This window comes from Thalassospira sp. MCCC 1A02898 (genome assembly GCF_001618185.1).
Lineage (GTDB): Bacteria > Pseudomonadota > Alphaproteobacteria > Rhodospirillales > Thalassospiraceae > Thalassospira > Thalassospira tepidiphila.
In genome coordinates this window covers 213,352-237,877 of record NZ_LPXK01000008.1, presented here as the reverse complement: position 1 = coordinate 237,877, position 24,526 = coordinate 213,352, and the positions used below count along the sequence as shown (strand labels likewise).

General features: G+C 54.9%; 26 protein-coding genes. 11 read left to right on the top strand and 15 right to left on the bottom strand.

All coding sequences use genetic code 11. The features are described 5' to 3' along the window. Positions 1-9: 9 nt before the first annotated feature. From AUQ41_RS06610 to AUQ41_RS06580, 7 genes are all read right to left on the bottom strand, one after another. Positions 10-588: a YceI family protein gene (locus AUQ41_RS06610; RefSeq protein WP_063087254.1), complete on the bottom strand. Its 579-nt coding sequence runs from the start codon at positions 586-588 to the stop codon at positions 10-12. Between the two features lies 1 nt (position 589). Then, positions 590-1,144: a cytochrome b gene (locus tag AUQ41_RS06605; RefSeq protein ID WP_063087253.1), complete on the bottom strand. Its 555-nt coding sequence runs from the start codon at positions 1,142-1,144 to the stop codon at positions 590-592. Positions 1,145-1,249: 105 nt separating this feature from the next. Continuing rightward, positions 1,250-1,843 (bottom strand): YceI family protein, encoded by a 594-nt coding sequence (locus AUQ41_RS06600; protein ID WP_063087252.1) that lies wholly within the window; start codon positions 1,841-1,843, stop codon positions 1,250-1,252. Between the two features lie 301 nt (positions 1,844-2,144). Beyond that, positions 2,145-2,594: a DUF2155 domain-containing protein gene (locus AUQ41_RS06595; protein WP_008891462.1), complete on the bottom strand. Its 450-nt coding sequence runs from the start codon at positions 2,592-2,594 to the stop codon at positions 2,145-2,147. An 8-nt stretch (positions 2,595-2,602) separates the two neighbouring features. Further along, positions 2,603-2,845, bottom strand: coding sequence for a hypothetical protein (locus AUQ41_RS06590; RefSeq protein WP_008891461.1), 243 nt, complete (start codon positions 2,843-2,845; stop codon positions 2,603-2,605). A gap of 133 nt (positions 2,846-2,978) precedes the next feature. Then, positions 2,979-3,431, bottom strand: coding sequence for an outer membrane lipid asymmetry maintenance protein MlaD (gene mlaD / locus AUQ41_RS06585; RefSeq protein WP_008891460.1), 453 nt, complete (start codon positions 3,429-3,431; stop codon positions 2,979-2,981). Positions 3,432-3,632: 201 nt separating this feature from the next. Continuing rightward, entirely contained in the window at positions 3,633-3,995 is a 363-nt protein-coding gene (locus tag AUQ41_RS06580; protein WP_008891459.1) for an NADH:ubiquinone oxidoreductase subunit NDUFA12, read from the bottom strand. A gap of 950 nt (positions 3,996-4,945) precedes the next feature. Here AUQ41_RS06580 and AUQ41_RS06570 point away from each other — a divergent pair. The 3 genes from AUQ41_RS06570 to AUQ41_RS06560 all read left to right on the top strand — a co-directional run bounded on the left by AUQ41_RS06570 (position 4,946) and on the right by AUQ41_RS06560 (position 9,658). Then, positions 4,946-8,650 (top strand): vitamin B12-dependent ribonucleotide reductase, encoded by a 3,705-nt coding sequence (locus tag AUQ41_RS06570; RefSeq protein ID WP_063087250.1) that lies wholly within the window; start codon positions 4,946-4,948, stop codon positions 8,648-8,650. A 98-nt stretch (positions 8,651-8,748) separates the two neighbouring features. Continuing rightward, complete coding sequence (locus AUQ41_RS06565; protein ID WP_063087249.1) at positions 8,749-9,318, top strand: isochorismatase family protein; 570 nt, start codon at positions 8,749-8,751, stop codon at positions 9,316-9,318. Between the two features lie 130 nt (positions 9,319-9,448). Then, positions 9,449-9,658: a DUF3185 family protein gene (locus AUQ41_RS06560; RefSeq protein WP_008891455.1), complete on the top strand. Its 210-nt coding sequence runs from the start codon at positions 9,449-9,451 to the stop codon at positions 9,656-9,658. A gap of 89 nt (positions 9,659-9,747) precedes the next feature. Here the strand turns inward: AUQ41_RS06560 and AUQ41_RS06555 are convergent, their stop codons facing one another. Continuing rightward, positions 9,748-10,800, bottom strand: coding sequence for a helix-turn-helix domain-containing protein (locus tag AUQ41_RS06555; protein WP_063087248.1), 1,053 nt, complete (start codon positions 10,798-10,800; stop codon positions 9,748-9,750). A 300-nt stretch (positions 10,801-11,100) separates the two neighbouring features. On the opposite strand from AUQ41_RS06555, the gene AUQ41_RS06550 reads away from it, so the two are divergent. Beyond that, positions 11,101-11,928: a class III extradiol ring-cleavage dioxygenase gene (locus AUQ41_RS06550; protein WP_063087247.1), complete on the top strand. Its 828-nt coding sequence runs from the start codon at positions 11,101-11,103 to the stop codon at positions 11,926-11,928. A 47-nt stretch (positions 11,929-11,975) separates the two neighbouring features. Then, positions 11,976-12,398 carry a secondary thiamine-phosphate synthase enzyme YjbQ gene (locus AUQ41_RS06545; RefSeq protein WP_063087246.1) on the top strand — a complete coding sequence of 141 codons (423 nt, stop codon included), beginning with the start codon at positions 11,976-11,978 and terminating at the stop codon, positions 12,396-12,398. A gap of 18 nt (positions 12,399-12,416) precedes the next feature. Here the strand turns inward: AUQ41_RS06545 and AUQ41_RS06540 are convergent, their stop codons facing one another. From AUQ41_RS06540 to AUQ41_RS06530, 3 genes are all read right to left on the bottom strand, one after another. After that, positions 12,417-13,037, bottom strand: coding sequence for a TetR/AcrR family transcriptional regulator (locus AUQ41_RS06540; RefSeq protein ID WP_063087245.1), 621 nt, complete (start codon positions 13,035-13,037; stop codon positions 12,417-12,419). Between the two features lie 85 nt (positions 13,038-13,122). After that, entirely contained in the window at positions 13,123-14,793 is a 1,671-nt protein-coding gene (locus AUQ41_RS06535; RefSeq protein ID WP_063087244.1) for a phosphoethanolamine transferase, read from the bottom strand. Between the two features lie 95 nt (positions 14,794-14,888). Continuing rightward, a complete protein-coding gene (locus AUQ41_RS06530; RefSeq protein ID WP_063087243.1) occupies positions 14,889-15,794 on the bottom strand; it encodes a DMT family transporter in 906 nt (301 codons plus the stop codon). 269 nt (positions 15,795-16,063) lie between these two features. On the opposite strand from AUQ41_RS06530, the gene AUQ41_RS06525 reads away from it, so the two are divergent. Then, on the top strand, positions 16,064-16,528 hold the full coding sequence (locus AUQ41_RS06525; protein WP_063087242.1) for a RidA family protein: 465 nt from the start codon (positions 16,064-16,066) through the stop codon (positions 16,526-16,528). A gap of 66 nt (positions 16,529-16,594) precedes the next feature. On the opposite strand, the gene AUQ41_RS06520 is transcribed toward AUQ41_RS06525, so the two are convergent. Then, on the bottom strand, positions 16,595-17,449 hold the full coding sequence (locus tag AUQ41_RS06520) for a LysR family transcriptional regulator (protein WP_143588708.1): 855 nt from the start codon (positions 17,447-17,449) through the stop codon (positions 16,595-16,597). Positions 17,450-17,594: 145 nt separating this feature from the next. Between AUQ41_RS06520 and AUQ41_RS06515 the strand changes: the two genes are divergently transcribed. Together AUQ41_RS06515 and AUQ41_RS06510 are read left to right on the top strand one after the other, a co-directional pair. After that, complete coding sequence (locus AUQ41_RS06515; RefSeq protein ID WP_063087240.1) at positions 17,595-18,218, top strand: LysE family translocator; 624 nt, start codon at positions 17,595-17,597, stop codon at positions 18,216-18,218. 68 nt (positions 18,219-18,286) lie between these two features. Further along, positions 18,287-19,204, top strand: a complete 918-nt coding sequence (locus AUQ41_RS06510; RefSeq protein WP_063087239.1) for an NAD-dependent epimerase/dehydratase family protein — start codon at positions 18,287-18,289, stop codon at positions 19,202-19,204. A 5-nt stretch (positions 19,205-19,209) separates the two neighbouring features. On the opposite strand, the gene AUQ41_RS06505 is transcribed toward AUQ41_RS06510, so the two are convergent. After that, the gene (locus AUQ41_RS06505; RefSeq protein WP_062957772.1) at positions 19,210-19,536 is read right to left on the bottom strand and encodes a multidrug efflux SMR transporter; all 327 of its coding nucleotides are present in this window, start codon (positions 19,534-19,536) and stop codon (positions 19,210-19,212) included. A gap of 249 nt (positions 19,537-19,785) precedes the next feature. Here AUQ41_RS06505 and AUQ41_RS06495 point away from each other — a divergent pair, with 249 nt between their 5' ends. Continuing rightward, positions 19,786-20,976 carry an FAD-dependent oxidoreductase gene (locus tag AUQ41_RS06495; RefSeq protein ID WP_063087237.1) on the top strand — a complete coding sequence of 397 codons (1,191 nt, stop codon included), beginning with the start codon at positions 19,786-19,788 and terminating at the stop codon, positions 20,974-20,976. A 12-nt stretch (positions 20,977-20,988) separates the two neighbouring features. Here the strand turns inward: AUQ41_RS06495 and AUQ41_RS06490 are convergent, their stop codons facing one another. Together AUQ41_RS06490 and AUQ41_RS06485 are read right to left on the bottom strand one after the other, a co-directional pair. Continuing rightward, positions 20,989-22,401, bottom strand: a complete 1,413-nt coding sequence (locus AUQ41_RS06490) for an ATP-binding protein (RefSeq protein WP_063087236.1) — start codon at positions 22,399-22,401, stop codon at positions 20,989-20,991. Continuing rightward, entirely contained in the window at positions 22,401-23,060 is a 660-nt protein-coding gene (locus AUQ41_RS06485; protein WP_063087235.1) for a response regulator transcription factor, read from the bottom strand. The genes AUQ41_RS06490 and AUQ41_RS06485 overlap by 1 nt, the downstream gene beginning before the upstream one ends. Positions 23,061-23,222: 162 nt before the next feature. Here AUQ41_RS06485 and AUQ41_RS06480 point away from each other — a divergent pair, with 162 nt between their 5' ends. Then, complete coding sequence (locus AUQ41_RS06480) at positions 23,223-23,525, top strand: PepSY domain-containing protein (RefSeq protein ID WP_063087234.1); 303 nt, start codon at positions 23,223-23,225, stop codon at positions 23,523-23,525. Positions 23,526-23,667: 142 nt separating this feature from the next. Further along, positions 23,668-24,201 carry a cytochrome b/b6 domain-containing protein gene (locus tag AUQ41_RS06475; protein ID WP_063087233.1) on the top strand — a complete coding sequence of 178 codons (534 nt, stop codon included), beginning with the start codon at positions 23,668-23,670 and terminating at the stop codon, positions 24,199-24,201. The last annotated feature ends 325 nt before the right edge of the window (positions 24,202-24,526 follow it).

Here is a 24,526-nt window from a genome sequence, read left to right as displayed (position 1 = left end):
TGTGCCGAGTTACGGACGCATGGCCTCGATCTCGATTTTGATGGTCACAGCGTCACCAACCTGTGACGTGTCCTGCCATTGGCCCTGCCCGACACCAAAGTCGGTGCGGTTAATCGTCACCGTCCCTTCGGCTTCGGCTTTGTTGCCTTCGATCTCAAGATCAAACGGCAAGGTCACTTCGCGGGTGACATCACGGATCGTCAAATCAGCAACCGCTTCGTACTTGCCCGGCGCAATTTCGCTAAAGGACTTGGTGGCAAACTTCGCGGTCGGCCATTGTGCCGCATCAAACCAGTCTGGCGAGACGATCTGACTGTCACGGTCGCCATTGCTGGTATTGACCGATGCAATATCAATCAGAACCTCGACCGAGGATCCAGCAAGGTCATCAGGCGAAAAGACGATATCGGCTTCAAAGGATTCGAACTTGCCTTCAAACGCCGCACCAAGCTGGGTGCCGGTAAATTCAATTTCGCTTTCATTGGCGTCCACCACCCATTGGTCGGCGGCCAGTGCTGCCCCGGAAAAACCGGCGATGGTCGTGGCAATTGCCAATGCAGGCAGCATTTTGCGTTTCATCTGAAACATGTCAGTTTTCCTCGAGTTTGCCGGGCAACATACGTCGCAATGTCGCGTCGCGATCCCAAAAATGATGTTTGAGTGCCGCCAGAAAATGAACACCGACCAGTCCGGCAACCGCCCATGACAACAACCAGTGCACCGTGCGCAATGTTTCAAACAGTTCCTGATCGGGCGACACAAGATTGGGCAAGGTAAACAGGCCAAAGACGCTAACAGGGAAGTTCGCGGCCGACGACATGGTCCAGCCGGTCAACGGCATGGCAAACATCAACAAATACAATCCCAGATGCCCGGCCTTTGCCGCCAGACGTTCGATCTGAAGTTTGCCAAGCTCATGCGGGCTCGGCTCACTTACGCGCCAGATAACGCGCAGAACCACCAACGCCAGTACCGTTATGCCAAGTGACTTGTGGCGCGATATCCATTCCAGCTTTTCCATCCCCAGCGGCAGGAAATCCATGTACCAGCCAATCGAAAAAACGCTGATGACAAGAAGCGCCATCACCCAGTGAAAGGTCTTGGTCACCGCGCCAAAGGCGTGCTTCGTACTGCGAATTGTCATAACCGGCTTTCCTTGCTGCCTGCCCATGTCTTGCCCGGGTCTGAAATGTGATGTGCGCCGCAGCAAATTTGCCACAGCGCACACCCGAAATCCAATAAAGCCGGATTACTTCTGCTTCAGGAATTCCGAAGAAATCTGAAGCGTTACTTCGTCACCAACGCCCGGGACGAGGAAGTCCATGCCGTAATCCGTACGGGTCACAACACCGTCTGCCGAGAAACCGACAACTTCATCACCGGTCATCGGATGGGTGCCTTCACCGCTAAGGGTAACGTCAAGAACCAGCGGCTTGGTTTCGCCAAGAAGGGTCAGGTCGCCCGTGACGGTTGCCGCATTGTCACCAACCAGCTCAACCGAGGTGCTGGTAAAGGTCGCGGTCGGGAATTCTTCAACATTGAAGAAATCAGCGGTTTTCATATGGTTATCAAGCGCCTCGACACCACTGTCGATCTGGTTGAGATCAATCGTGATGGTGGCAGATGATGCCGACGGATCTTCGCGGTCAAGGGTCAGCTCGCCGCTAACACCGTTAAAACGGCCCTGATAATCGGAGAAACCAAGGTGGTTCACGATGAACAGAACACTGGTGTGGGTCGGATCCAGTTTATAGGTGTCGGCCGCCTGGGCCGAGAAAGCTGTACCGGAAAGACCGGCAACGACTGCCAGCGTTGCGCCAGCTTTTTTAATCGAGTTAAACATTTTGAATTCCCTCATTTTCACAAGGTGCAAAGGCTCATTGCACCGCAATAAATCGTGAAGTGAGGATGACAGGCCTACCCGACCCTCTCAAGCCAACGAAACCGCAACACATATTTTCGGTTTTGGAAACAATGACAAAAACATTCGCCATATTCTTGACAATATAGCCCCAATCCCGTCGAAACGGCTGGCCGCGATACCGTTGGTTTTTCGCCAATCCTGCAAAATCATGCAGCCGCACCACGAAAAAAAGCTGACCACATTTGCGGTCAGCTTGTTGCCAATCTGGATATGATCGGATTTATGGCTGCTCCGGGGCGGCCTGGCCTTGCGGGGCGGATTCGCCGCCGCTGGCATCGCCCTCGGCCGGATCAAGACATTCTTTCAGCCACACATCATAGACCGGATGTTCAAGGGCCGACAAACCGGGACTTGATGCGAACATCCAACCGGAAAACAGGTCTTTGCGGGGTGTATTGCCATCTTCGCGAATGTCGGCAATATCAAGGAAAGTCGCACTTTCCGGCAGTTCTTCCGGGGGTGTTCGATAACATGCATCCACCCGGATTTCGAGTGTCCCGAAACGCGCAACCTGCCCTACTGGCACCTCAAAGGTCGAAATGCGGGCAGTAATTTTATCAAGCCCCTGCAGCTGGGCAACCGGGGCCGGGCGATAATCAAGCGCCGAAGACGCCGTTCCGATCATTGCACATGTCGAACAAATCGCAGCAATCGCAAAGGATCGTTTCATTGTGGTCTTCAGTCCTGTTCGTCGCTTTTGTTATAGGGATTATGCAGTTCGGCAACCAGATCGCGCATCACATTACGGAACTGTTCTTCGTCACAGCCCATCAGAAGCGCATCTTCAAGCGCGTCCTGCATGATCTCGCGCAGTTCACCGAAATTATCATTGAGAACCTTGATCTTTTCCACGCATGAAAGCGGCGAGCCATCGCTGGCCTGCCAGGTGGGAAAGTGATCAACATTTCCGGTCTTTTTCATCAACCGCTCCGACATCTAGGGCAAGACAGGTCTCTATACGAATTTGACCAACGCCTTGCTGCGTTCTCTGCGTCGCACCTTGCTGTGCAATCCCGGCAAAATCATGGCCGCTTGTCGCGGGCCCTCGGATCAATCAATTATCGCTGTTGGTCGAAGAATAGATAACCTGACCAATAAGATCTTCAAGGTTCACCGACCCTTGGGTGAATTCAATTTCGCCACCGGCCTCGATCATGTCGATATCCCCGCCCGGCTCAAGCGAAACAAATTTGCCCCCCAGCAACCCGTCCGACGCAATCTTGGCGGAACTGTCCATCGGCAATGCCAGATCGGACCGCACCGACATTTTGACGACCGCCATATATGTATCGGGATCAAGTTCCTGGGCGGTCACCGTTCCAACGGTCACACCTGAAACACGAACGTCATTGCCAACAACAAGACCATCAATACGATTGAAGCTGGCCATGATTTCATAGCCTTCCACCGTACTGATTCCGGCGCGTGAATAGGAATAGGCCGCAAATCCGACCGCAACAGCGATCACGGCAGCACCGGCAATGGTTTCAATCAGTCTGTTGCTCATCGACCTTATCCGTTCTGTATCTCTTTGAGACTTAGGGTCAGGACCCTATACTGTATTGCCCCGCCCCGAAAAACAACCACCCAAAAGACAACCGCCGCAAACGGGCCATCGGGAAACAGAATTCAGGCAAAACATATCGAAAACACAAACGGGCGCGAGTTGCCCCGCGCCCGCCTGTTAATCGGTATTCTTTTGGATCAATCAGCCTTCCGGCGACCAAGCCTGATAATCACCGGTCGCCGGTGCACGCTTGCCACCACTATATTCATGGCCCTTCGGACGATAGGCATGCTTGGTGCCCGTCAGGTTCGGCTGGTGTTCTTTCTGCCAGTCATAACGGTCTTCGGCCTTTTCAGACAGCGGCGCATCAAGGGTGTAATGCAGCCAGGCATGCCATTCAGCCGGGACCTTGGATCCTTCGACGACACCTTTGTAAACAACCCAACGCTTGGTGCGACGACCCTTTGCCGGAGTCTTTTCGGTGTAATAGGTATTGCCGAAACGGTCTTCGCCAACGCGCTTGCCAAACAGCGCAGTATAAATACGGGTGCCGACGGTGGCCATGTTGGGTCTCTCTCCAGATCTGGTTTGTCCGCCTGCTTTACGCGATGGCGGCAAAAGGCAGTACAGCGTGTTTGGTGATACACCCTGTCAATCAAGTGACTTATATGTCGTGATGTTCGTGGAAAGTCAATGTTTCAGGGCCGCCGGCCTCAACAATCCCAAGACAATTTAGATCTGTTCGCAAACCGGCTCCTCGCCCTGCGCCGCGCACGCATAAATCAGCGCCGGCCTTTGATGGAAATTTCCGTCTGAAAACAACCCACAACTGCTTGTAGGGCGACGACTCTTTGATCCATCTACATCTGGGGGCTTTGTCCACCTCCTTATCCACAATGCCCCCCATATATGTAGTAGGCCGGAAGGCTTGCTCCCCCTGCCTTTTCACACGGATCCGAAACAAGACTTTCATATAAATATCAAACTGTTATCATTGGTTTCCATGCTACGAAAAACCACGCGGCGCCTAATTTTCAGCTTGGCACTGGAAATGGAATGAAAACAGCGTTAGCTTGATCAAACGTTGGGTGGGTTTAACGCGTTCCCACACAATATGTAGTCCGAGTCTTAGGACCGACACACAATCGCGCTGCGAGACAAATCGCAGTTTTCCGGGCCTCCCGGACCGATTCAGAGATTGTTAACGAGAATCCCACCAGCATCGAATCAACAAGACAGCAATTGACCCACTACATGTTGTGGTAAAAATTACTGTCAACCACAAAGATTAGTGGACTGTGGCGAAATTTTGCCATTATAGTCTTTCCCACGGACCGGATGGTTCCAAGGGGGGACCAAACCACCGAATACCCATACCTGCGGGCTCTGGAAATGCTGGAAAATATCGGCATCAGGGGCAGCGCAAGAGCATTGAGCAAACTATATAAAGTCAGGCGATGTTGGCGCATCACCAGATAGCGCCCTGTTACGTCTGATCAGAACCGGAGCAGACCATGCGGATTACCAGAAAATTCACTCAGGAAGGTGTCAGCCCTTACGCCGACATCGAATTTCGTAAGTTATCATCTGTCATCAAAAACCCGGATGGTTCCGTTGTTTTTGAGATGAATGACATCGACATGCCCGCCTCCTGGTCACAGGTCGCGAGTGACGTTCTGGCACAGAAATATTTCCGCAAGGCCGGTGTTCCGGTTGCCCTTAAACCGGTCAAGGAAAAGGACGTCCCGTCCTGGCTGTGGCGTCAGACCGCTGACACCGCCAAGCTTGACAAAATGCCGGCTGAAAAACGCTACATCAGCGAAACCAGCTCGACCCAGGTCTTTGACCGTCTGGCAGGCACCTGGACCTATTGGGGCTGGAAAGGCGGCTATTTTGACGCCGAATCCGATGCGCAGGCTTTCTTTGATGAAATGCGCTATCAGCTCTCCCACCAGATGGGTGCGCCGAACTCGCCGCAGTGGTTCAACACTGGTCTGCACTGGGCGTACGGCATTGATGGCCCGGCACAGGGTCACTCCTATGTTGACTTCAAAACCGGCGAACTGACCAAATCGGCCAGCTCGTATGAGCATCCGCAGCCGCATGCCTGCTTCATCCAGTCTGTTGCCGATGATCTCGTCAACGAAGGCGGCATCATGGACCTGTGGTCACGTGAAGCCCGTCTGTTCAAATTCGGCTCCGGTACCGGTTCTAACTTCTCCAACGTACGTGGTGGCGGTGAAAGCTTGTCTGGCGGCGGTCGTTCTTCCGGCCTGATGAGCTTCCTGAAAATCGGTGACCGTGCTGCTGGCGCCATCAAATCGGGTGGCACCACCCGTCGTGCTGCCAAAATGGTTGTCGTTGATATCGACCACCCGGACATCGAAGAATATATTGATTGGAAAGTCGTCGAAGAGCAGAAAGTTGCTGCCCTCGTCGCCGGTTCCAAACTGGCTGAAAAGCACCTGACCGCTGTTCTTGCTGCTTGCACCAACTGGGACGGTGCCGCTGACTCCGAAGATCGCTTTGTACCGCGCGCCAACCCGCAGCTCAAAGAAGCTGTCTTGGCTGCCCGCGCTGTGATGATCCCGGATTCCTATATCAACAAGATCATCGAATTCGCCCGTCAGGGCTTCACCGAAATCAGCTTCAAGACCTATGACACCGATTGGGACTCCGAGGCATACCTGACCGTTTCGGGTCAGAACTCGAACAACTCTGTTCGTGTGTCCAACGACTTCCTTCAGGCTGTTCTTGATAACGGTGACTGGGAACTGATCCGCCGTACCGATGGCAAAGTTGCCAAAACCATCTCTGCCCGCGATCTGTGGGACAAGGTCGGTGAAGCTGCCTGGGCGTGCGCAGATCCGGGCATCCAGTACGACACCACGATCAACGAATGGCACACCTGCCCGAACTCGGGTCGCATCAATGCGTCCAACCCGTGCTCGGAATACATGTTCCTTGACGATACCGCATGTAACCTCGCATCGCTGAACCTGATGAACTTCCGTTCTGATGACGGTGGCGTGGATATCGAGGCCTATGAACATGCTGTCCGTTTGTGGACGGTTGTTCTTGAAATCTCGGTTCTGATGGCACAGTTCCCGTCTGACCGTATCGCGGAACTCTCCTATCGTTACCGTACCCTTGGTCTTGGCTATGCCAACATTGGCGGCCTTTTGATGAGCATGGGCATCCCGTATGACAGCGACGAAGGCCGTGCGATTGGCGCGTCCCTCACCGCGATCATGTGTGGTGTTTCCTATGCAACCTCGGCTGAAATGGCCAGCGAACAGGGTGCGTTCCCGGGTTATGCCGACAACGCTGCTGAAATGCTGCGTGTCATGCGCAACCATCGCCGTGCCGCTTACGGCGAACAGGAAGGCTACGAAGGCCTGTCGATCAATCCGGTTCCGCTGGTTGCGGCTGACAGCCCCTATGCCGATCTTCCGGTTGCCGCCCGTGCAGCTTGGGACAAGGCGGTCGAGCTTGGCGAAAAGCATGGCTATCGTAACGCCCAGACCACCGTTATCGCGCCGACCGGCACGATCGGTCTGGTCATGGATTGCGACACCACCGGTATCGAGCCTGACTTCGCACTCGTGAAGTTCAAAAAGCTTGCTGGCGGCGGTTACTTCAAAATCATCAACCGCACCGTTCCGGTTGCGCTTGCAACGCTCGGCTATACCGAAAACCAGATCCGCGACATTGAAAAATACGCGGTTGGTCATGGCACCCTGGTTGGCTCGCCGTCCATCACCCATGATGACCTGAAAGCCAAGGGCTTTGACGACGACGCCATTGCCAAGGTTGAAGGTGCGCTGAAGAACGCATTTGATGTCAAATTCGTCTTCAACAAATACACCTTCGGCGATGATTTCTGCGTCAACCAGCTTGGTCTGGATGCCAAGGCAATCAACAGCATGGACTTCGACATGCTGGCCGCCCTCGGTTTCGATAAAAAACAGATCGAACAGGCAAACACCTATGTCTGCGGTGCGATGACCCTTGAAGGTGCCCCGCATCTGCGTGACGAAGACCTTGCTGTCTTTGATTGTGCAAACCCGTGCGGCCGTATCGGCAAGCGTTACCTGTCGGCTGAAAGCCACATCCGCATGATGGCCGCGGCTCAGCCGTTCATCTCGGGTGCGATTTCCAAAACCATCAACATGCCAAGCAGCGCAAACATCCAGGATTGCAAAGACGCTTACATGCTGTCCTGGCGTCTCGGCCTCAAAGCCAACGCGCTGTACCGTGATGGTTCGAAACTCAGCCAGCCGCTGAACTCTGCCCTGGTCGAAGAAGACGATTACGCCGATCAGCCGACCGCTGCCAAGGCAGCCCAGGCGTCCGAGCAGATCGTTGAAAAAATCATCGAACGCGTCATTCGTGGTGACCGTCGTTCCCTTCCGGGCCGCCGCAAAGGCTACACCCAGAAGGCGACCGTTGGTGGACACAAGGTTTACCTGCGCACTGGTGAATACGAAGACGGCAAGCTTGGTGAAATCTTCATCGACATGCACAAGGAAGGCGCTGCATTCCGCTCGCTGATGAACAACTTCGCAATCGCGGTGTCCATCGGCCTGCAGTATGGCGTGCCGCTCGAAGAATATGTCGAAGCCTTCACCTTCACCCGCTTCGAGCCGTCGGGCATGGTTTCCGGTAACGATGCGATCAAGATGGCAACTTCCATCCTTGATTACATGTTCCGCGAACTTGCGATCTCCTATCTTGGTCGTAACGACCTCGCCCACGTTCAGCCGTCCGACATCCTTCCGGATGCCGTTGGCGAAGGTGTGAGCGAAGGTGACCTTGGTGAAGAAGCCAAGAAAACCGGCGATCAGGCGATTGAAACCATCCGCAAGGTGGCATCAAGCGGCTTCGTGCGTCGCAACCTCTATGTGGTTGATGGCGGTGTTCAGACCGAAGAACGCGTCGTGGAAGTAAAATCCACCGGCACCGATGGTCACGGTCACAGCCATGAAACCACCGCAAGTGCGACCACCGCTGCACCGTCAGCACCGCAGAACAATGCGATCCTGACCACCAGCGAAGAAGTCATCGCCAAAACCGATGCCAAAATGGAACAGATCCGCGAAGCCCGCATGAAAGGCTACGAAGGTGATGGTTGCCCGGATTGCGGTAACTTCACCCTGGTGCGCAACGGCACCTGCCTGAAATGTGACTCTTGTGGCGCGACCACCGGTTGCTCCTAAGGGGTCTGTCCCTTCCGAACATCTGATGTGATCAGCAAACCGGCCGGGGATTTCCCGGCCGGTTTTGTTTTTGGCCCATTTATTGACGGAGTATTCCCATGTCCCTGCCCGTCCTCGACAACGACACCGCCCTCATCGTCCTTGATGTGCAAAAGGCCATTGATGATCCGCGCTGGAATTCCAAAAACAATCCCGGCTATGCAGATGCGATTGCAAAGCTGTTGTCGGAATTTCGCGCAAGAAACCTGCAGGTCATTCACGTGCGCCACGAAGAAGCCAACCCGGCATCAAGCTTCTATGTCGATGGGCCCGGCCAGCCGTTCAAGGACGAAGCATTGCCCATCGACGGCGAAACCGTGATTGCCAAACAGCAAAACTGTGCCTTTGTCGGAACGTCACTTGAAAAACATCTGCATGACCGTGGCATCAAACGCCTGATCTTTACCGGTGTGGTTATACATAATTCCATGGATGTCACCATCCGCATGGCCCACTGCCTTGGCTTTGAAAACTGGCTGGTGCTTGATGCCACCACCGCGATTGATGTGACCGATGCCAACGGCAAAACCTTTCCGGCACAGGATGTGTTTGATCTTTATGCCGCTGTGCTGGCCTCGGAATATTGTTCGCTGACCCAGAGTTCTGACGTGATTTCCGCATTGTCCTGATTGAACGTGCTCCGTCGGGAACAAGCATCGGGATCGTGCGTTATCTTTTCTGTTCAATATGTTGGCGCCTGCCATGCCCCCTTGCACAGGGCGGTGCTAACCAAAACAGATAAAGACAGGAGCAAACATCATGTCCCTTGGCCGTATTCTGGGCGTTGTCGCCCTTGTAGTCGGTGTTGCCCTTTTGGTGACGGGCTATAACGCATCCGAAAGTGCTGTTGATCAGCTTTCGGAAACCTTCCTTGGCCGCTATACCGACGAAACGGTCTGGTATCTGATTGGCGGTATTGCCAGCGCGATCGGTGGCTTGCTGTTGCTGATCATGGGTGGCAAACGATAAGACTTCCTGCCACTGTCCACCGGCAAAGTCCCGTGGGCAGTGGCAACAATTCCCCCAACTATCTTCTCTATCCTTATCAGACCGCCGCATTACGCCAGCGTATGCAGCCAGTTCTCATAGCGCTTATCAACACCATCACCGTTATGGTGCGCATGCGGTCGATGTCCGGCCCTTATATCACCTGGCGTAACACCGTATTTCGCGCGGAACGCCCGGATAAAACCGGCATCGGTTTCATAACCACATTCCAGCGCAATGTCATACAGTGACCGCCGCCGTTCTTTGGGATCGCCCAGCAGTTTCAGGGCATGGCGCAGCCGCGCCTCACGCAGATAGTTTTTAACCCCGCCATGTTTTTCAAACAGCTGATAAAGGCTTGATCGTGACAGGCCAAGATCATTGGCGGCCTTGTCCGCGGTCAATTCGGCCGCAAACAGATTTTGCCGAAAATATCGCCGGATCATCACACCTTTTTCGATATCACGGCGCATTGCGTCGGTGGAACGGGTCCCTCCGTCTGCGGCATTCAGGCAGGCCGACAGCATCATGACGATCGTTTTCTGCAACACCGATATTTCATGATCGGCAAGCTCGTTGATATAGCGATTAAGCGCCAGAATTTGCTGAAACAGGATGCTGACCAGCGGGTCACGCTCGGACAAAAAACGCAGATTGTGATCATCAGGATGAGTCAGGTGATCCTCGACCAGATGCCGTGGCAAAAACAGATGCATCGACTTGAAGCCATCGCTGGTCTGTGCCTCGGTTCGCTGCGAAAGATCAAGCAGCAGCAACCCACCGGGTTGAAGAACATCCCCGCCAATGCCGATCTCGGATTTTACCCCGCCATCGGTATAAAGCTGGATGTTGTAATGATCCATGCCGTCGGCGGCGATCATTTGCGATGTGCGCGAAAAGCTTTGTGAACAGCTTTGCGCCTCGATCATCAAAAGGTCGCGATGCCGCCATGAATTAAGGTTGGCCACAAAACCTGCTTCGCGGGTTTTGCGATCCATTTCGACACTGTAAATACAGTTGATGCTTTCTTTCCAGATCTCGAACTGTTTTGCTCTTGGCAGCTCGCCAAGCGAAAAACGCGACCTTTCAAGCAGCGCAGACTTGGGGTTTGTTTGATGCGTCATACCTTGACAGCCATATGTGGAAAACTCTTCCTGTTTTCACCCTGCGCCTATTTCTCCCGCTTTTCAATGGGCTTCTTATGCCAACGCATAGGGTCACCCTACTTTGTACACCACCCAGAACTTCCCATTTTTGCGACGCGAACCCGCAGAAAATCTGGCTTTAAGGCCCCTATCAGTGTTTCCCTGAAACAAATAAAACCGGAAAATGGCAACAGACTGTTGACGAACGGTGACTGGTCAAGGCCAGATGCGACACGCATATTCAATTCAAATGGTTGAATAGCCCGATGAGGTATTCCAATGACTGATCCATCAGCAAACACCGACAGCACTGCACAAAGCCTGGCGCCAATGTTTATTTCCCATGGCTCGCCAATGCTGGTGGCGCGTCAAAGCACCCCGGCTTTCCATTTCTTTGTCGATGAGCTGTCGAAACTGACCGATGGCGTGCGTGCCATCGTCGTGATCTCGGCCCACTGGCAGACCGAACACCCGACCATCTCCACAGCGCAACGCCAGGAAACCATTCATGACTTCTATGGTTTCCCTCAGCCGCTTTATCAGTTGCACTATGACGTGGCGGGTGACCCGGAATTGGCAGAACAAATCGCTGCGCAAATCGGCAGTGAGACCGATGCAAAACGCGGGCTTGATCACGGGGCCTGGATGCCGATGATCCTTGCCCGCCCGAATGCCGATATTCCGGTCTTTCAGCTTTCCATGCTCGGTCACGGTGGCCCGCGCGAACATTTCGAGCTTGGCAAAAAGCTGCGCGGTTTGCGCGATCTGGGTGTTCTGGTCGTGGCAAGCGGTGCGATGACACATAATCTGCGTGCGCTTGATCGCAACGAAGGCGCGATTGACCCGTGGGCAAAGGAATTCACCAACTGGATGGTGGACAAGATCACTGCACGCGATATCAACGCCCTGCTTGATTACAGAAGCCTCGCCCCCCATGCCGCCATGGCCCATCCAGACGACGATCACCTGATGCCGTTCTATGTTGCGCTGGGTGCTGCATCAGATGATTTCGAACCCGATCTTCTTCATGACAGCTACGAATTTGGCAACCTTGCCATGACCGCCCTTCGCTTCTACGATCAGGGTGAGCTCAAAACTGCGGCCTGACGGAATTCGATATTGATCCCGTCCGGCTGCCAAGCCGGACGGATGTCATGCTTTCGCAAGATCAGATCACTCTTGAAATCACCACCAGCGGTCAGGGATTGTACGAAGTCACCGAACCGATCCAGTCATGGGTGGCCGGGACCGGTCTAGCACGCGGGCAGCTGACCATCTTTGTGCGTCACACCTCGGCCAGCCTGACCATTCAGGAAAATGCCGATCCGGATGTGCGGTTTGATCTTGAAACCTTCTTTGGCCAATTGGTGCAGGAAAATCCCAGCCTCTATCGCCATACCTGCGAGGGTCCCGATGACATGCCCGCCCACATCAAGTCGGCCCTGACCGATGTGTCGCTGACCATCCCGGTATCGAATGGCCGTGCCGTGCTTGGTACGTGGCAGGGGATCTATTTGTTCGAACATCGCCGTGCGCCCCATCACCGCAAGGTCACCCTGCATCTGATCGGCGAATAGGCTTAGGCGATTATATCGTTATGCTGCCAAGTGCGGCTCGGACGCCCAAAGTCCTTTGACCTGCACTTCAAGCAATTCACGCAAAGTCCCGCACATATCCTCGCAGTCAAAATTCTGCGTGCTGAAATGCTCGTGGATGGTGAATAAAAACAGCGACATCAGGGTTTTCTGGATCAAAACAGGCGGCAAGTCACGGTTGAGCTCGCCTGAAAGCTGCGCTTCCTCGATCAGGGCCTGAATGGCAGCAATCAATCCGCTGCTTTCCATAACGGCATGCACCGCCCCCTTTCTTGGTGAAAAGACAATCTGCTGCATGATCACCTGCCACAAGCCGGGATTAAGCCCCACCTGCGTGAAGCGATAGGACGCAACATGCATCATCTTGTCCACAAAGCACCATTCCGGGTCCATGGTATAAAGACCCTTTTCAATCGCTTCCGCCATCTGCTGCCCAACGCAGCAGATCAGAAGATCTTCCTTGGTCGGGAAGTGATTGAAGATCGTCCCTTCGGCAACGCCGGCATGTTTTGCAATCTCTCGCGTGCTGACAGCGTCAAATTCCCCGGCACAGAAACAGTCACGCGCGGCATCAAGGATCTTCTGGCGCGTTTCTTCACGTCGCGCAGCTCGAATGTTCATCAACGCCTCCGATTTAAATGAGCATACTCACTGAGTACACTCATTTAAATTACTGGATCACGCATGTCAATTCCTGCCCAAGCCCTCACTGGCGCGCAGCGTGTATTACCGGCGCCCGACAGGTGGCAAAGATGTCTGTTTCCGGACGGTAAAGCTTGGTCGACACATGCATCGCGCCCAGCACGGTCGAAAACAGATTGTCATGCGAAAAGCGACCCGTTTTTGCCTGCGCTCTCAGGCAATCGGTCTCGATCCGGTTGGCATCGGCATATCCATCCGACATCCAGATCATCATCGGCACCTTGGTTTGTTCCGAGGGGGCGAGCATGTAGGGCGCACCATGCAGATACAACCCGCCCTCGCCCAGGGACTCTCCGTGGTCCGACACATACAACAGCACCACGTTGTAATCGTCCTGATAGGCTTTCAGGCGTTCGGTCAGCTGGGCGACAACATAGTCGGTATAACGGATCGTATTGTCATAGGTATTGATCAGCTCTTCGGCGCTGCAATTTTCGATATCACTGCGCGGGCAATCGGGGACAAAGGCCCGATGCTCGTCAGGATAACGCTTGTAATAGGTCGGCCCGTGACTGCCCATGAGGTGAAAGGCAATCAGTTGATCGTGCGCTTTACCGACTGCAACTTCGTCGTCAAGACCGCGCAACATCACCGCATCAAAGCAGGTGCCAAGTGCGCAATCTTCGGGGAAATCATCGGGCGATATGTCGATATGGCGCACCCGGTCACACACCCCTTTGCAGCCCTCGTCATTTTCCTTCCACAGAACGTCGATACCGGCATGTGCCAGCACATCCATCAGGCTTTCACTATGGCGTGCGACGTCGCCGTCATACCCGGCATGATCCATCGGTGAAAACATGCAGGGCACCGAAACTGCGGTTGCCGTGCCGCACGATGACACATCCTGAAACGCCAGCATGCCGTCAATCTGACTGGTAAAGGGCGATGTCGGGCGCGTGTACCCATTGGCCGCAACGCTTTGCGCGCGTGCGGTTTCTCCGATCACCAGAAACATCAATGTCGGTTTATCGTCACCGTCCGGCGCGACCTTGCGGGCATCCTGCCCGATGGCTTGAAACGGCATGTCGGCATAAAGATAGCGTCGCTTCACCAACTGGATCGTGCCGGCGATGTAGTTCGACGGCACAAGCTCCTTGCCAAGAACCTTGTGATTGCGCCCGACCGATGCGTAATCCTTGAAATAAAGCGACCCGATCCCGCCCAACACCAAAAGCGGCACCACCATCAAAACCAGCCGCTGCCCGATCCCGCGCAAAACGGTTTTCGGGAATTTAAGCGGCACAAGGATCAGCATCGCTGCCGGCAGAAGTCCGGTCACGGCAAACCACAAACCGGCCTGCAAATTGAAATATGAAAGCGCCTCGCCCTGATTGGTCTCGACCACGTTTTCGATCATGCCGCGGTCAAACACGATGCCGTATTTCAACATCGCATAATGCGCCAGCGCACCCGTGATAATCAGGAAAACAAAGAACGGCTTGAACAGATAGCGCCAGGAAAACGGCGTAAAAACCACGAGTGACGCACAAATCAGAACAAACGGCGCGCTGATCGCAAAGCCCGCGTCATATTCACCCAGGCCCGCCAGAATATCGTAAAAGTGGCTAAGGACCTTCCAGTTCAGAACCAGCGTGAAATAGACCGCGAGTGTTAAAAGGCCAAATCGATAATCAATCGGTGAAAGGTGAAAAAAGGAACGAATTCGACGCATCCGGGCATCCTTGGGGCAATGAACCATGCCCCTCGCATACCGTGCAAAGCTGACAACAAGCTGAAGTCACCCGGATTGCTTGCGGATCCGTCAGGTCAGGCCGCCGCCCTTGCTTGTTTGTTGGCCCGCTTGCTGGCGCGCAGCCCCAAAAGGCTGTGAATGACAAGGGTGGTGATCACCACCGTCCCGCTGATCAATGTCATTTCGTCGGGCACTTCATTGACAAACACCCAGACCAGAAACGATCCAAGGATCGCTTCATTAAGCATGATCAGGCTGACCTCGGCGGCGGGAATTTTGCGCGATGCATAGGCGATCAACAGGAACGATACCGGCAACACCCAAAAGCCCAGCATCAAAAGCCACACCCAGTCCAGACCAACCGGCGATAACGGTTCGGCACCGGGCAGAAGGATCAGGGTGACGACAAACGCGCCAAACAACATGCCCTTAAGCGCATCAACTTCGGGCTTCGCCCCCAGCACATTGAAATAACCCGCCATACAGATCGCAGCCCCAAGCGCCAGCATATCACCCAGCGCGTTTTTCCCGCCAAACCCGGCACTGAACATGCCCAGCAAGGCCACAAACACCACGACCGAGGCCACCCATGTCCGGATCGGCTGGGAACGTTTAAAGATAAACACGCCAATCAACCCGGCCAGAAGCGGTGTCGCGGCAATAATGATCAGGGTATTGGCGGCATCGGTATTGCGTACCGAAAACATGAAAAGCGTACAGGTCCCGCCGTAAAACAGACCGGTCAGGATTTCAAACCCGTTGGGCCGGATCGACTGCACGATGCCCTCGCCCCGCTTGGCCCCGTTCCAAAGTGCCACCAGCAAAAGCGCCACAGTCAAAAAGCCCAGCCGCCAGAACGCGGTTGTAAAATCATCGGCCCCAATCAGACGCAGCAAAAGTGCATCGGGCGACAGGATCACAACCCCCAAAAGGGCAATCCAGCCACCATGAACACTCCCGAACCGATCCCGCAACGTCATTTCACCCAACCCCTACGCGGTTTGCACCGCATCAAATTCCCAAAAACAAGGCAGCAGGTTTTCGCCATGCTGCCAATAGCCCATTGTTACGGGCCTTTCCCGTTATGGCAATTTGATTTTATTCAACTGTTTGAAAGGATCGCACAAACACTTGCCGCACCGCCCCTGCGCCCGATTGCATCGATACAAAGAAACTGTTTTGTTTGCCCCGCAACCCCGATAAGTTGGGGGCAAATTTGAACATCTGCCAAGCAAAAGGATGGATCATCATGGCTGGTAAAATCGACGCTCATCTTGCCGATCTCGGCATCACGCTGCCGACTGCGACCGCACCGGTTGCGAACTATGTGCCCTATGTCATCTCGGGCAATCTGGTTCATATTTCCGGTCAGATCACCATGGAAAATGGCGAGTTGAAATTTATCGGCAAACTCGGCGCCGACTATGACGTCGAAACCGGTCAGAAGGCCGCCCGTCTTTGCGCGCTTAACCTTGTTGCGCAGCTCAAAGCCGCCATCGGCGATCTTGATAAGGTCACCCGCGTTGTCAAACTGAACGCGTTTGTTAATTCCGCCCCCGACTTCACCGATCAGCCCAAAGTCGTCAATGGCGCGTCTGACACCATGGTCGAAATCTTTGGCGATGCTGGCAAACATGCGCGCTCCGCTGTTGGCGTTGCCGCCCTGCCGCTGGGTGTTGCGGTTGAAATTGATGGCATTTTCGAAATCGCCTGATCTTTCAATCAGCCGCCTGAATGCAACACCGATCAGCATCGCTGGTCGGTGTTTTCTTTTGCGCGATTACAACTGATGGAAATGGGTGCGCACCATTTTGGCAAACACATCGCGCACTTCGTTATGTGCGCCGGCCTTTTCCATCAGGCTGATTGCGAATTTTGGTAATTCCGGCAATGCATCATCGCGGCCCAGTGTTTCAAGATCATCGGGGATCGTGCCGACCAGAAACGCCGTGATCGACAAATCCGATCGCACCGTTGCCGCCGTTGCTTCGATATTGCCGCTTTCATACACGCTGCGCCAGGCAATCCCCGCCTGATCCAGCGCATCAATCACTGCCGGTCGAAACGCACATTCACGACTGACCAGCGACACTGGCAGCGGGCGTTTTGTCTGTGCCTTACCCGATTTCGCCCCGACCCACACCAGCGGCGCGATTTTCAGGAAGTCCCCCGTCATTTGCCCGACCGGCTCCTCAACCAGGGCAATATCAATTTCGCCACTATTGACCATGCTCCGCAGCTCCTGGGAGCTATGACACCGCAGCGAAAGCTCGATCCCCGGATAGTGATCACAGAATTTGCGAAGTGGTGTGCGCATAAACGTGCCAACAAGATCATAAGGAATGCCGACGGTAAGCTTGCCGACATGGCCCGCCCCGGTCATGTCCTGCCAGATCTCGTCATTAAGCAACAACATCCTTTGCGCCTTGCGCAGCAATTGCTCCCCATTCTGGGTCAGGCGCAATCCCTTGCGCGCGCGTTCAAACAACCCGCACCCGAATGCGGTTTCAAGCCGCTTGATCTGCTGGCTGACCGCCCCTTGCGTCAGGTTAAGCACCTCTGCCGCACCGGTCATGCTGCCGGTTTCCGCCACGGTCACAAAGGCGCGCAGCACCGCCACATCAAGGTTTCGCATGATATCCCCACCGATCCGGCCACAACCTGACCAACAGCATTAACAAACGTAATGCTATCCATAATGAACATTCGCTTTCCTGATGCAAAGAATTGTTTTCTGATGTCCCTACCGCCCGGGCAACGCGCCACCACAGGACGATAGAATGATCGAAACACTGCTGCCCGTTTTATCCTTTACCCTGGCCGCGGCCCTGTCGCCCGGCGGGGCAACGACGCTTGCCACTGCATCAGGTGCGCAGTTCGGCTTTCGCCGTTCGGTGCCGTTCATCATGGGTATTTCAATCGGCATGCTGACACTCGCAGTCGCTGGCGCGCTTGGGCTGGCAAATCTTGTGCGCGCCTTTCCGGCGATTGAGCTCATCACCAAGCTGATCGGTACCAGCTATCTGGTGTGGCTGGCCGTCAAGATCGCCATGGCCCCGCCACCGCCAACCTCAACGATTACGCGCAACCTTGATCAGGACACCCCGACAGACAGCAAACCCATCCCGTTTCTTGGCGCCTTTGGCCTACTGTGGCTGAACCCGAAAGGCTGGGCTGTCACCATCGGCGCGGCGGCGTCCTTTTCTGCCATCGCACAGGATCCGACCGAACTTGCGGTTATTCTGGGCAGTGCCTTTGCCTTTTCCGGTTTTTTGTCGATGGCGCTTTGGTGCGCTTTGGGCTTAAGCCTGTCGTTGTTACTGACATCGGATTGGCAGTGGCGCACGGTGAATGTCACGCTTGGCGTGCTTCTGATCGCCTCGATCATTCCAATGTGGCTCTAAAATCCCCTTGACCTCAACCCCGGTTGAGGTCGGACAAGGATCGCATCACATCCATATGGGGAAATAGAATGCGCGTCTTTGTCACAGGTGGGACCGGCCTGATCGGATCGGCCATCGTTGAAAACCTGATCCGCCATCAACACGATGTCGTGGCACTTGCCCGATCACGCGACAGCCACAAAATGCTGGCCGACCTCGGCGCAACGCCAATCCGGGGCGATATCACCAAGCCGGCCGCCTGGGTCAACGACCTGCCCGATGTTGATGCCGTCATTCACACGGCCTGTGATTTTTCCGATCAGATGCCGCGCATTGATGCCAATCTGCTCGATCACTTGATCCCGGCCCTTCATCGCATGCCAGGCATGGTGCGCTTCCTCTATACCGGCGGCGTCTGGAGCTACCCGCAAACCGAACCGGGACAGATCGGCGATGAAACACTGCCCTTTGCCGCTTTACCCGAATTTGACTGGATGATTGCCGGGCTAAGCCGCATTCTTGGCGATGAAAAACTGCACGGCATCATCATTCATCCGGGATGTGTCTATGCCACCGGCCGCCGTGGGCATACCGGCCTGTTTGAACGCGCCATTACATCCGCCCAAAGCAACAAGGTGATTACCATTGTTGGCGGCGACCATGTTGATCAACCGATGGTCCACACCGATGATCTGGCCGATCTTTATTGCCGTGCACTTTACAATGCCAAACCCGGCTCAAGCTATATCGGGGTTGCGATTAACGGTGTTTCAAACGACGCCGTTGCCAAGCTGATCGCGAGCCACTTGGCCATTGAAGACTGCCAGTTTGAAACGATCAGCACACAGACCGCGATGAGCCGTCTTGGGAATTGGGCAGAGGGGCTTGGCCATCATCAACATCTCAGCAGCACCAAGGCGATGCGTGAACTGGGCTGGCCCCCCAAGCACCTTGATATCGAACAGGACATCAAGGCGTGTGCTGCTGCAACTCCGACCCAAAGTTAACGTTATTAACTTTCTGTGCTAATGGTCTTGAGGCCAACCACCCCGCCAATGATCATCAGCAACAACACCGCCTTAACCGCGGTCATCGGTTCCTTCAGGAACAACCAACCAATCAGGGCGACCGATGCCGTGCCAAGCCCGGCCCACACCGCATAGGCCGTGCCGACCGGAATGATGCGCAGCGTCATCGACAAAAACCAGAAGCTCAAGCCATAGACGCCAAGACTAAGAACCGTAAAACGCCAATCGGTAAATCCATCCGAGAATTTAAGCGATATCGTCCCGATCACTTCAAGACTGATCGCAATAAACAGATATACCCAGGCGAGCATGATCTTATTCCTTGTTTTTGGGGTGGCGGCGGAAGGCGCTCCCAAAATGGCCCAATTTTCCTTATGGGGCAATCCCCGCGCCCGCCTTATCGTCCCCCACCAAAATCGCCTTGCCGTAATCTGGATCAAAACGGATGGCAAAATCGTTGCGTATAGTACCCTAACAGGGCACATTGCCCGCAACGATTTGCCGGTCACGGCCGCACAGATGTGCGCACTATGTCCGGCCAGAGAATGGGATAAACAGTCATGATCGAAACCGATATTCTGATTGCAGGCGGCGGGATCGCCGGAATGAGTGCCGCGGCACGGTTTGCCGCCGACGGCCATCAGATCGTGATTGTCGACCCGGCACCAGTCGATATCGGCGAAGGCACGGATTTGCGCACCACCGCCTTTCTCGAACCGGGCATCGAAACCCTTAAAAAGGCTGGCGTCTGGGATGCCATCAAGCCGACCGGGGCCGAACTGCGCGTCATGCGGATTGTTGATGCCGGTGGCACCGAGCGCACCCCGCGCGAAACTGCCGACTTTGACGGTGCTGAAACCAAAAACGGTTTCTTTGGCTGGAATGTCTCGAACAAGGCCGCCCGTGTCGCCCTGATGGCGCGCCTGGCCGAACTTGATAATGTCGATTTCCGCTTTTCCACCACCGTGACCGCGTTTAAAGGCACCTCGCGCTATGGCGAAGTAACCCTGTCTAATGGCCAAACCGTCCGCGCCAAGGTCGTCATTGCCGCTGATGGCCGCAACTCATCGCTGCGCGACATGGCGGGGATCAAACACAAACGCTGGGCCTATGATCAAAGTGCGCTGGTCTTTGTCGTCACCCACAACAAACCGCATGACAACATTTCGACCGAAATCCACCGTACCGGTGGTCCGCTGACGCTCGTTCCCATGCCCGATCTAGATGGCAAGCCCTGCTCGTCCGTCGTCTGGATGGTGCCAGCTGCCCGCGCCAATGAACTGAATGCCATGAGTGACGAGGCCCTGTCGGCCGAGATCACCCACGACACCATGAACCTGTTTGGCCCACTGACCGTCGCAAGCCCGCGCGCCGTCTGGCCAATGATCTCGCAAGTACCATCGCGCCTGATTGCCGCCCGCCTTGCCTTGATCGCGGAATCCGCCCACGTCGTGCCACCAATTGGCGCACAGGGGCTTAATATGAGCCTGCATGACATCGAAACCCTGGCCGAACTGATGGCCAAGGCCAAACTGCACGGCGAGGACATCGGGGCAACCCCGCTTCTGAAATCCTACGAACGCCGCCAGCTGCCCAAAACCGTCATGCGGGTCGGCGGCATTGATCTGCTCAACCGTGCGTCGATGTTCGAACCCAAAACACTCCGCGACCTGCGCTATGCCGGCCTCACCGCGATTAACCGCATCGGCCCGCTTCGCAAACTCGCAATCAAGGTCGGGGTGGGCAAGTAGGCCTGTCTTACCTCAGCTTTGATGCAAACGAAGTTCGGCCATAAAGCCGTCCGCATGATCCGGGCGTGGGGAATAAAGCTTAAGCTCGGATTTGGTGTTGCGTGCAATCGCCTCGACAATCGCAAGACCAAGACCTGATCCGTCGGCCTTGTTGCTCGATCGTTTGAACCGGGTGGTCAGTTGGCTGAGTTCTGCGGGGCTAACAGGCGCGCCGCCGTTTGACACCTGAACGATGTGATCCTCGATCACGCGGATATCGACGGGTTCTTCATCGCCACCATATTTCAAGGCATTTTCAATCAGGTTGCGCATGCAGATCGCAAAGGCATCGAGGTCAATATTGGCCGATAATGTCGCCAGATTTTCCGTATCAAAGCGGATATGCGCGCCTTCCATCCCGGCCCGTTTGAGGTCTTCAATCACCAGATTAAGCGTCGGTCCAAGATCCTGATTATGCCCGGTCGGGCTAAAGCCACCACTTGATTCCGCGCGTGCCAGCTGCAAAAGCTTTTCTGATAGCCGCGACAGGCGTTTAAGCGCCTCCTCGGTCTGGACCGCCCGTTTGCGGGCCGCGTGACCTTCGGGCAGTTCCGCCAGAAGCCTTTGCGTTTGTGCCAGCGCCACGGCAATCGGCGTGCGGAGTTCATGCGCACTGTTGGCGGTAAAGCTGCGCTCGACACTGAGTGCCGCCTCAAGCTTTGCCATCAACCGGTTGACCGCCGTGACAATGGTGCTGATTTCTTCGATCGGATCGTCCTGCGCAATCGGGGTCAGGTTGCCTTCGCCGCGCGTTTCGATCTCGTTGCGGACATGGCGCACCGGGGCAAGCGCGTGGGTCACGCTATAAACCACCGCAAGGATCGTCACCGGGATCAGGAAAATCAGCGGCGTGAACTGCGACACCATGGTTTCAATGATCGCTTCATTGCGATGCTCGGTCGGTTCGGCCACCTGCATGAACAGATCACCATTGCCGGTCACACTGGTATAGACGCGCACTTCATCACCATCGCTGAAACCGGGTTCAAGCGGCGTATCAAACGGCGTTTCCGGCGCATTTTGCGACCGCAGCAGCACGTCACCCTTTGCATCACGCAGTTGATATTGCATGAAGTCATCGAAATCGTCGAAATCACCATCATGATCGTCATGATTGCTGTCGTCGTCATCATCATGAACAACGTCAAAGCCCGGTTCGGGCAGGACAACAATCCCGCCCGCGCCCTGATGGTTTTCAAGATAATCGATGATAAGGGTCGAGGTCCGCCGTGACGTCTCGATAAGGGCGGTATCCGCCCCCTCCTCCATTTCATGGCGGGCGGTATAGGCCGCAAACAGTGCCCCGATCACCCAAAACACCGCAACGATCACCGTCAGGCGTTTGGTCAGAATGAACTGAAGACTGTTTTGCGCCCTGATCTTCATTATCCCTCAACCCGATAGCCGACACCGCGCACGGTTTTGATGACGTCTTTGCCAAGCTTGCGGCGCAAACGGCTGACATAAACCTCGACCGTGTTGCTTTCGATCTCGGCCCCAAATTCATAAAGCGCTTCTTCAAGCTGGCGTTTCGATAATGTCTGGCCCGGCCGTTTGACCATCTGATCAAACAGCGCCCATTCGCGCGATGTCAGATCGATATGTTCGCCATCGCGCAAAACCGACCGCCCGGCAAGATCCACCTCGACCCCGCCCTCCAGCTCGACAAACGGATTGGGATTGCCGCTATAGCGCCGCGATACGGCGGCCAAACGCGCCGAGAGCTCATTCAGATCAAACGGCTTGACCAGATAATCATCCGCCCCGGCATTAAGCCCCGCGATCCGATCCGAAATCTGATCCTGTGCGGTCAGGATAATGCATGGTGTGGCCGATCCTTGGCGACGAAGTCCCCGCAGCAGATCAAGCCCCTTGCCATCGGGCAGGTTAAGGTCAAGCAGCAACACATCATAGTTGGTCCCGCGCAGCATGATTTCGGCATCGACCACACTTGCGCTGTGATCAACCGCCTCGCCGCTTGCCAGCAAATGATCGCGCACCGCGTCTGCCAGCATCAATTCATCTTCGACCAGAAGAATACGCACCCCAACCTCATCGCAAACCTTTGCACAATCGGCCTTGGTTAAGGACGTTTCCTGACAATGTGCTGAACGGCGAAAAATATCGGGTTCAGGTTGTTGTCAGGGAAGCACGCCATACTCCGCACCGATCATGACATATCCCCTATCTTATGAAGGAACCGAGCCATGAAAAACACTGTTTTGAAGAAAGCCGCCTTTGGCCTGTTTGCCACAACGCTTCTTGCCACTGCCACCCTCGGCCTGACTGCGAATGTCGCACAGGCCAGCGATGATTATTGCAACGTGCCGAAATCCGAATGGCAGAGCATGGATGCGCTCAAGGAAAAACTGACCGCCGAGGGCTGGGACGTCCGCAAGATCAAGGAAGATGAAGGCTGCTACGAAGTTTACGCCGTCAAGGCTGATGGCAAGAAGGTTGAAGCCTATTTCAACCCGGCGACCTTTGAGCTCGTCAAGGAAGACGACTGATTTTAATCGCGCCTCCCTCGGGTGAGTGCGGCTTTGACCGAAAGTCTGTCCCCGGCCCCGAGCCTGCCTGCACGGGTGTCCTCGGTCAAAGCCGCCTCTCTGAAACACCTAAAACCGCATTCAACAGTCAGGAGCACGCAACATGTCTGTCAAAGTATGGGACCCGTTTGTCCGCCTGTTCCACTGGGGCTTGGCGGCAAGTTTCGTCATCGCCTGGATCACGGCCGATGAGTGGGACAGCCTGCATCATTGGGCGGGTTACGCCGCAGGTGCCCTGATTGCGCTGCGCCTGATCTGGGGCCTGATCGGCACAAGATATGCCCGCTTCACCCAATTCATCAAAAGCCCCCGGGCAACGCTTCAATATCTTGGCGATATCCTGCGCGGAACCGAACCCCGTTATCTCGGCCATAATCCGGCCGGCGCGGCGATGATCGTGGCCCTGATGCTCGCCATCGCCGGTTGCGCTCTGACGGGCTGGATGTACACCACCACCATGTTCTGGGGTTCTGAATGGGTTGAAGAAACCCACGAGGCGCTGGCAAACGGCCTGCTGTTTTTGGTGTTGCTGCATGTCGGCGGCGTGTTGCTCGCCAGCATCCGCCATCACGAAAATCTGGTCCGCGCCATGATCACGGGCCGCAAACGCCACCCGGCAACGGATGACGTTGCCTGACCCGAAAGCACCAAACTTAACGCTTACCCTGTGACACCCTGCAAAGGTTTGTCCCAACTCAAGGCAACCGCGTCCACCCCTGGCCGGTTGCCTCTTTTTATGCATCTCGAAATGCTCTAAGTGCAGCGACTTCAAAGCAATGCGCCAGAAATCAACCATTGGTTGATTTTTAAATTACATTATATCATATTTAATTTATCAGACTTACTTCATATTCAGGTGCGATGTTTAAGAAAGATGGTAAACCGAACGAATTCCAAATTTTGTCGTGTTTTGTCGGCGTGTGTTTTCTTGATGTTGTACAGTACTGTTGCAACCGCGGCAC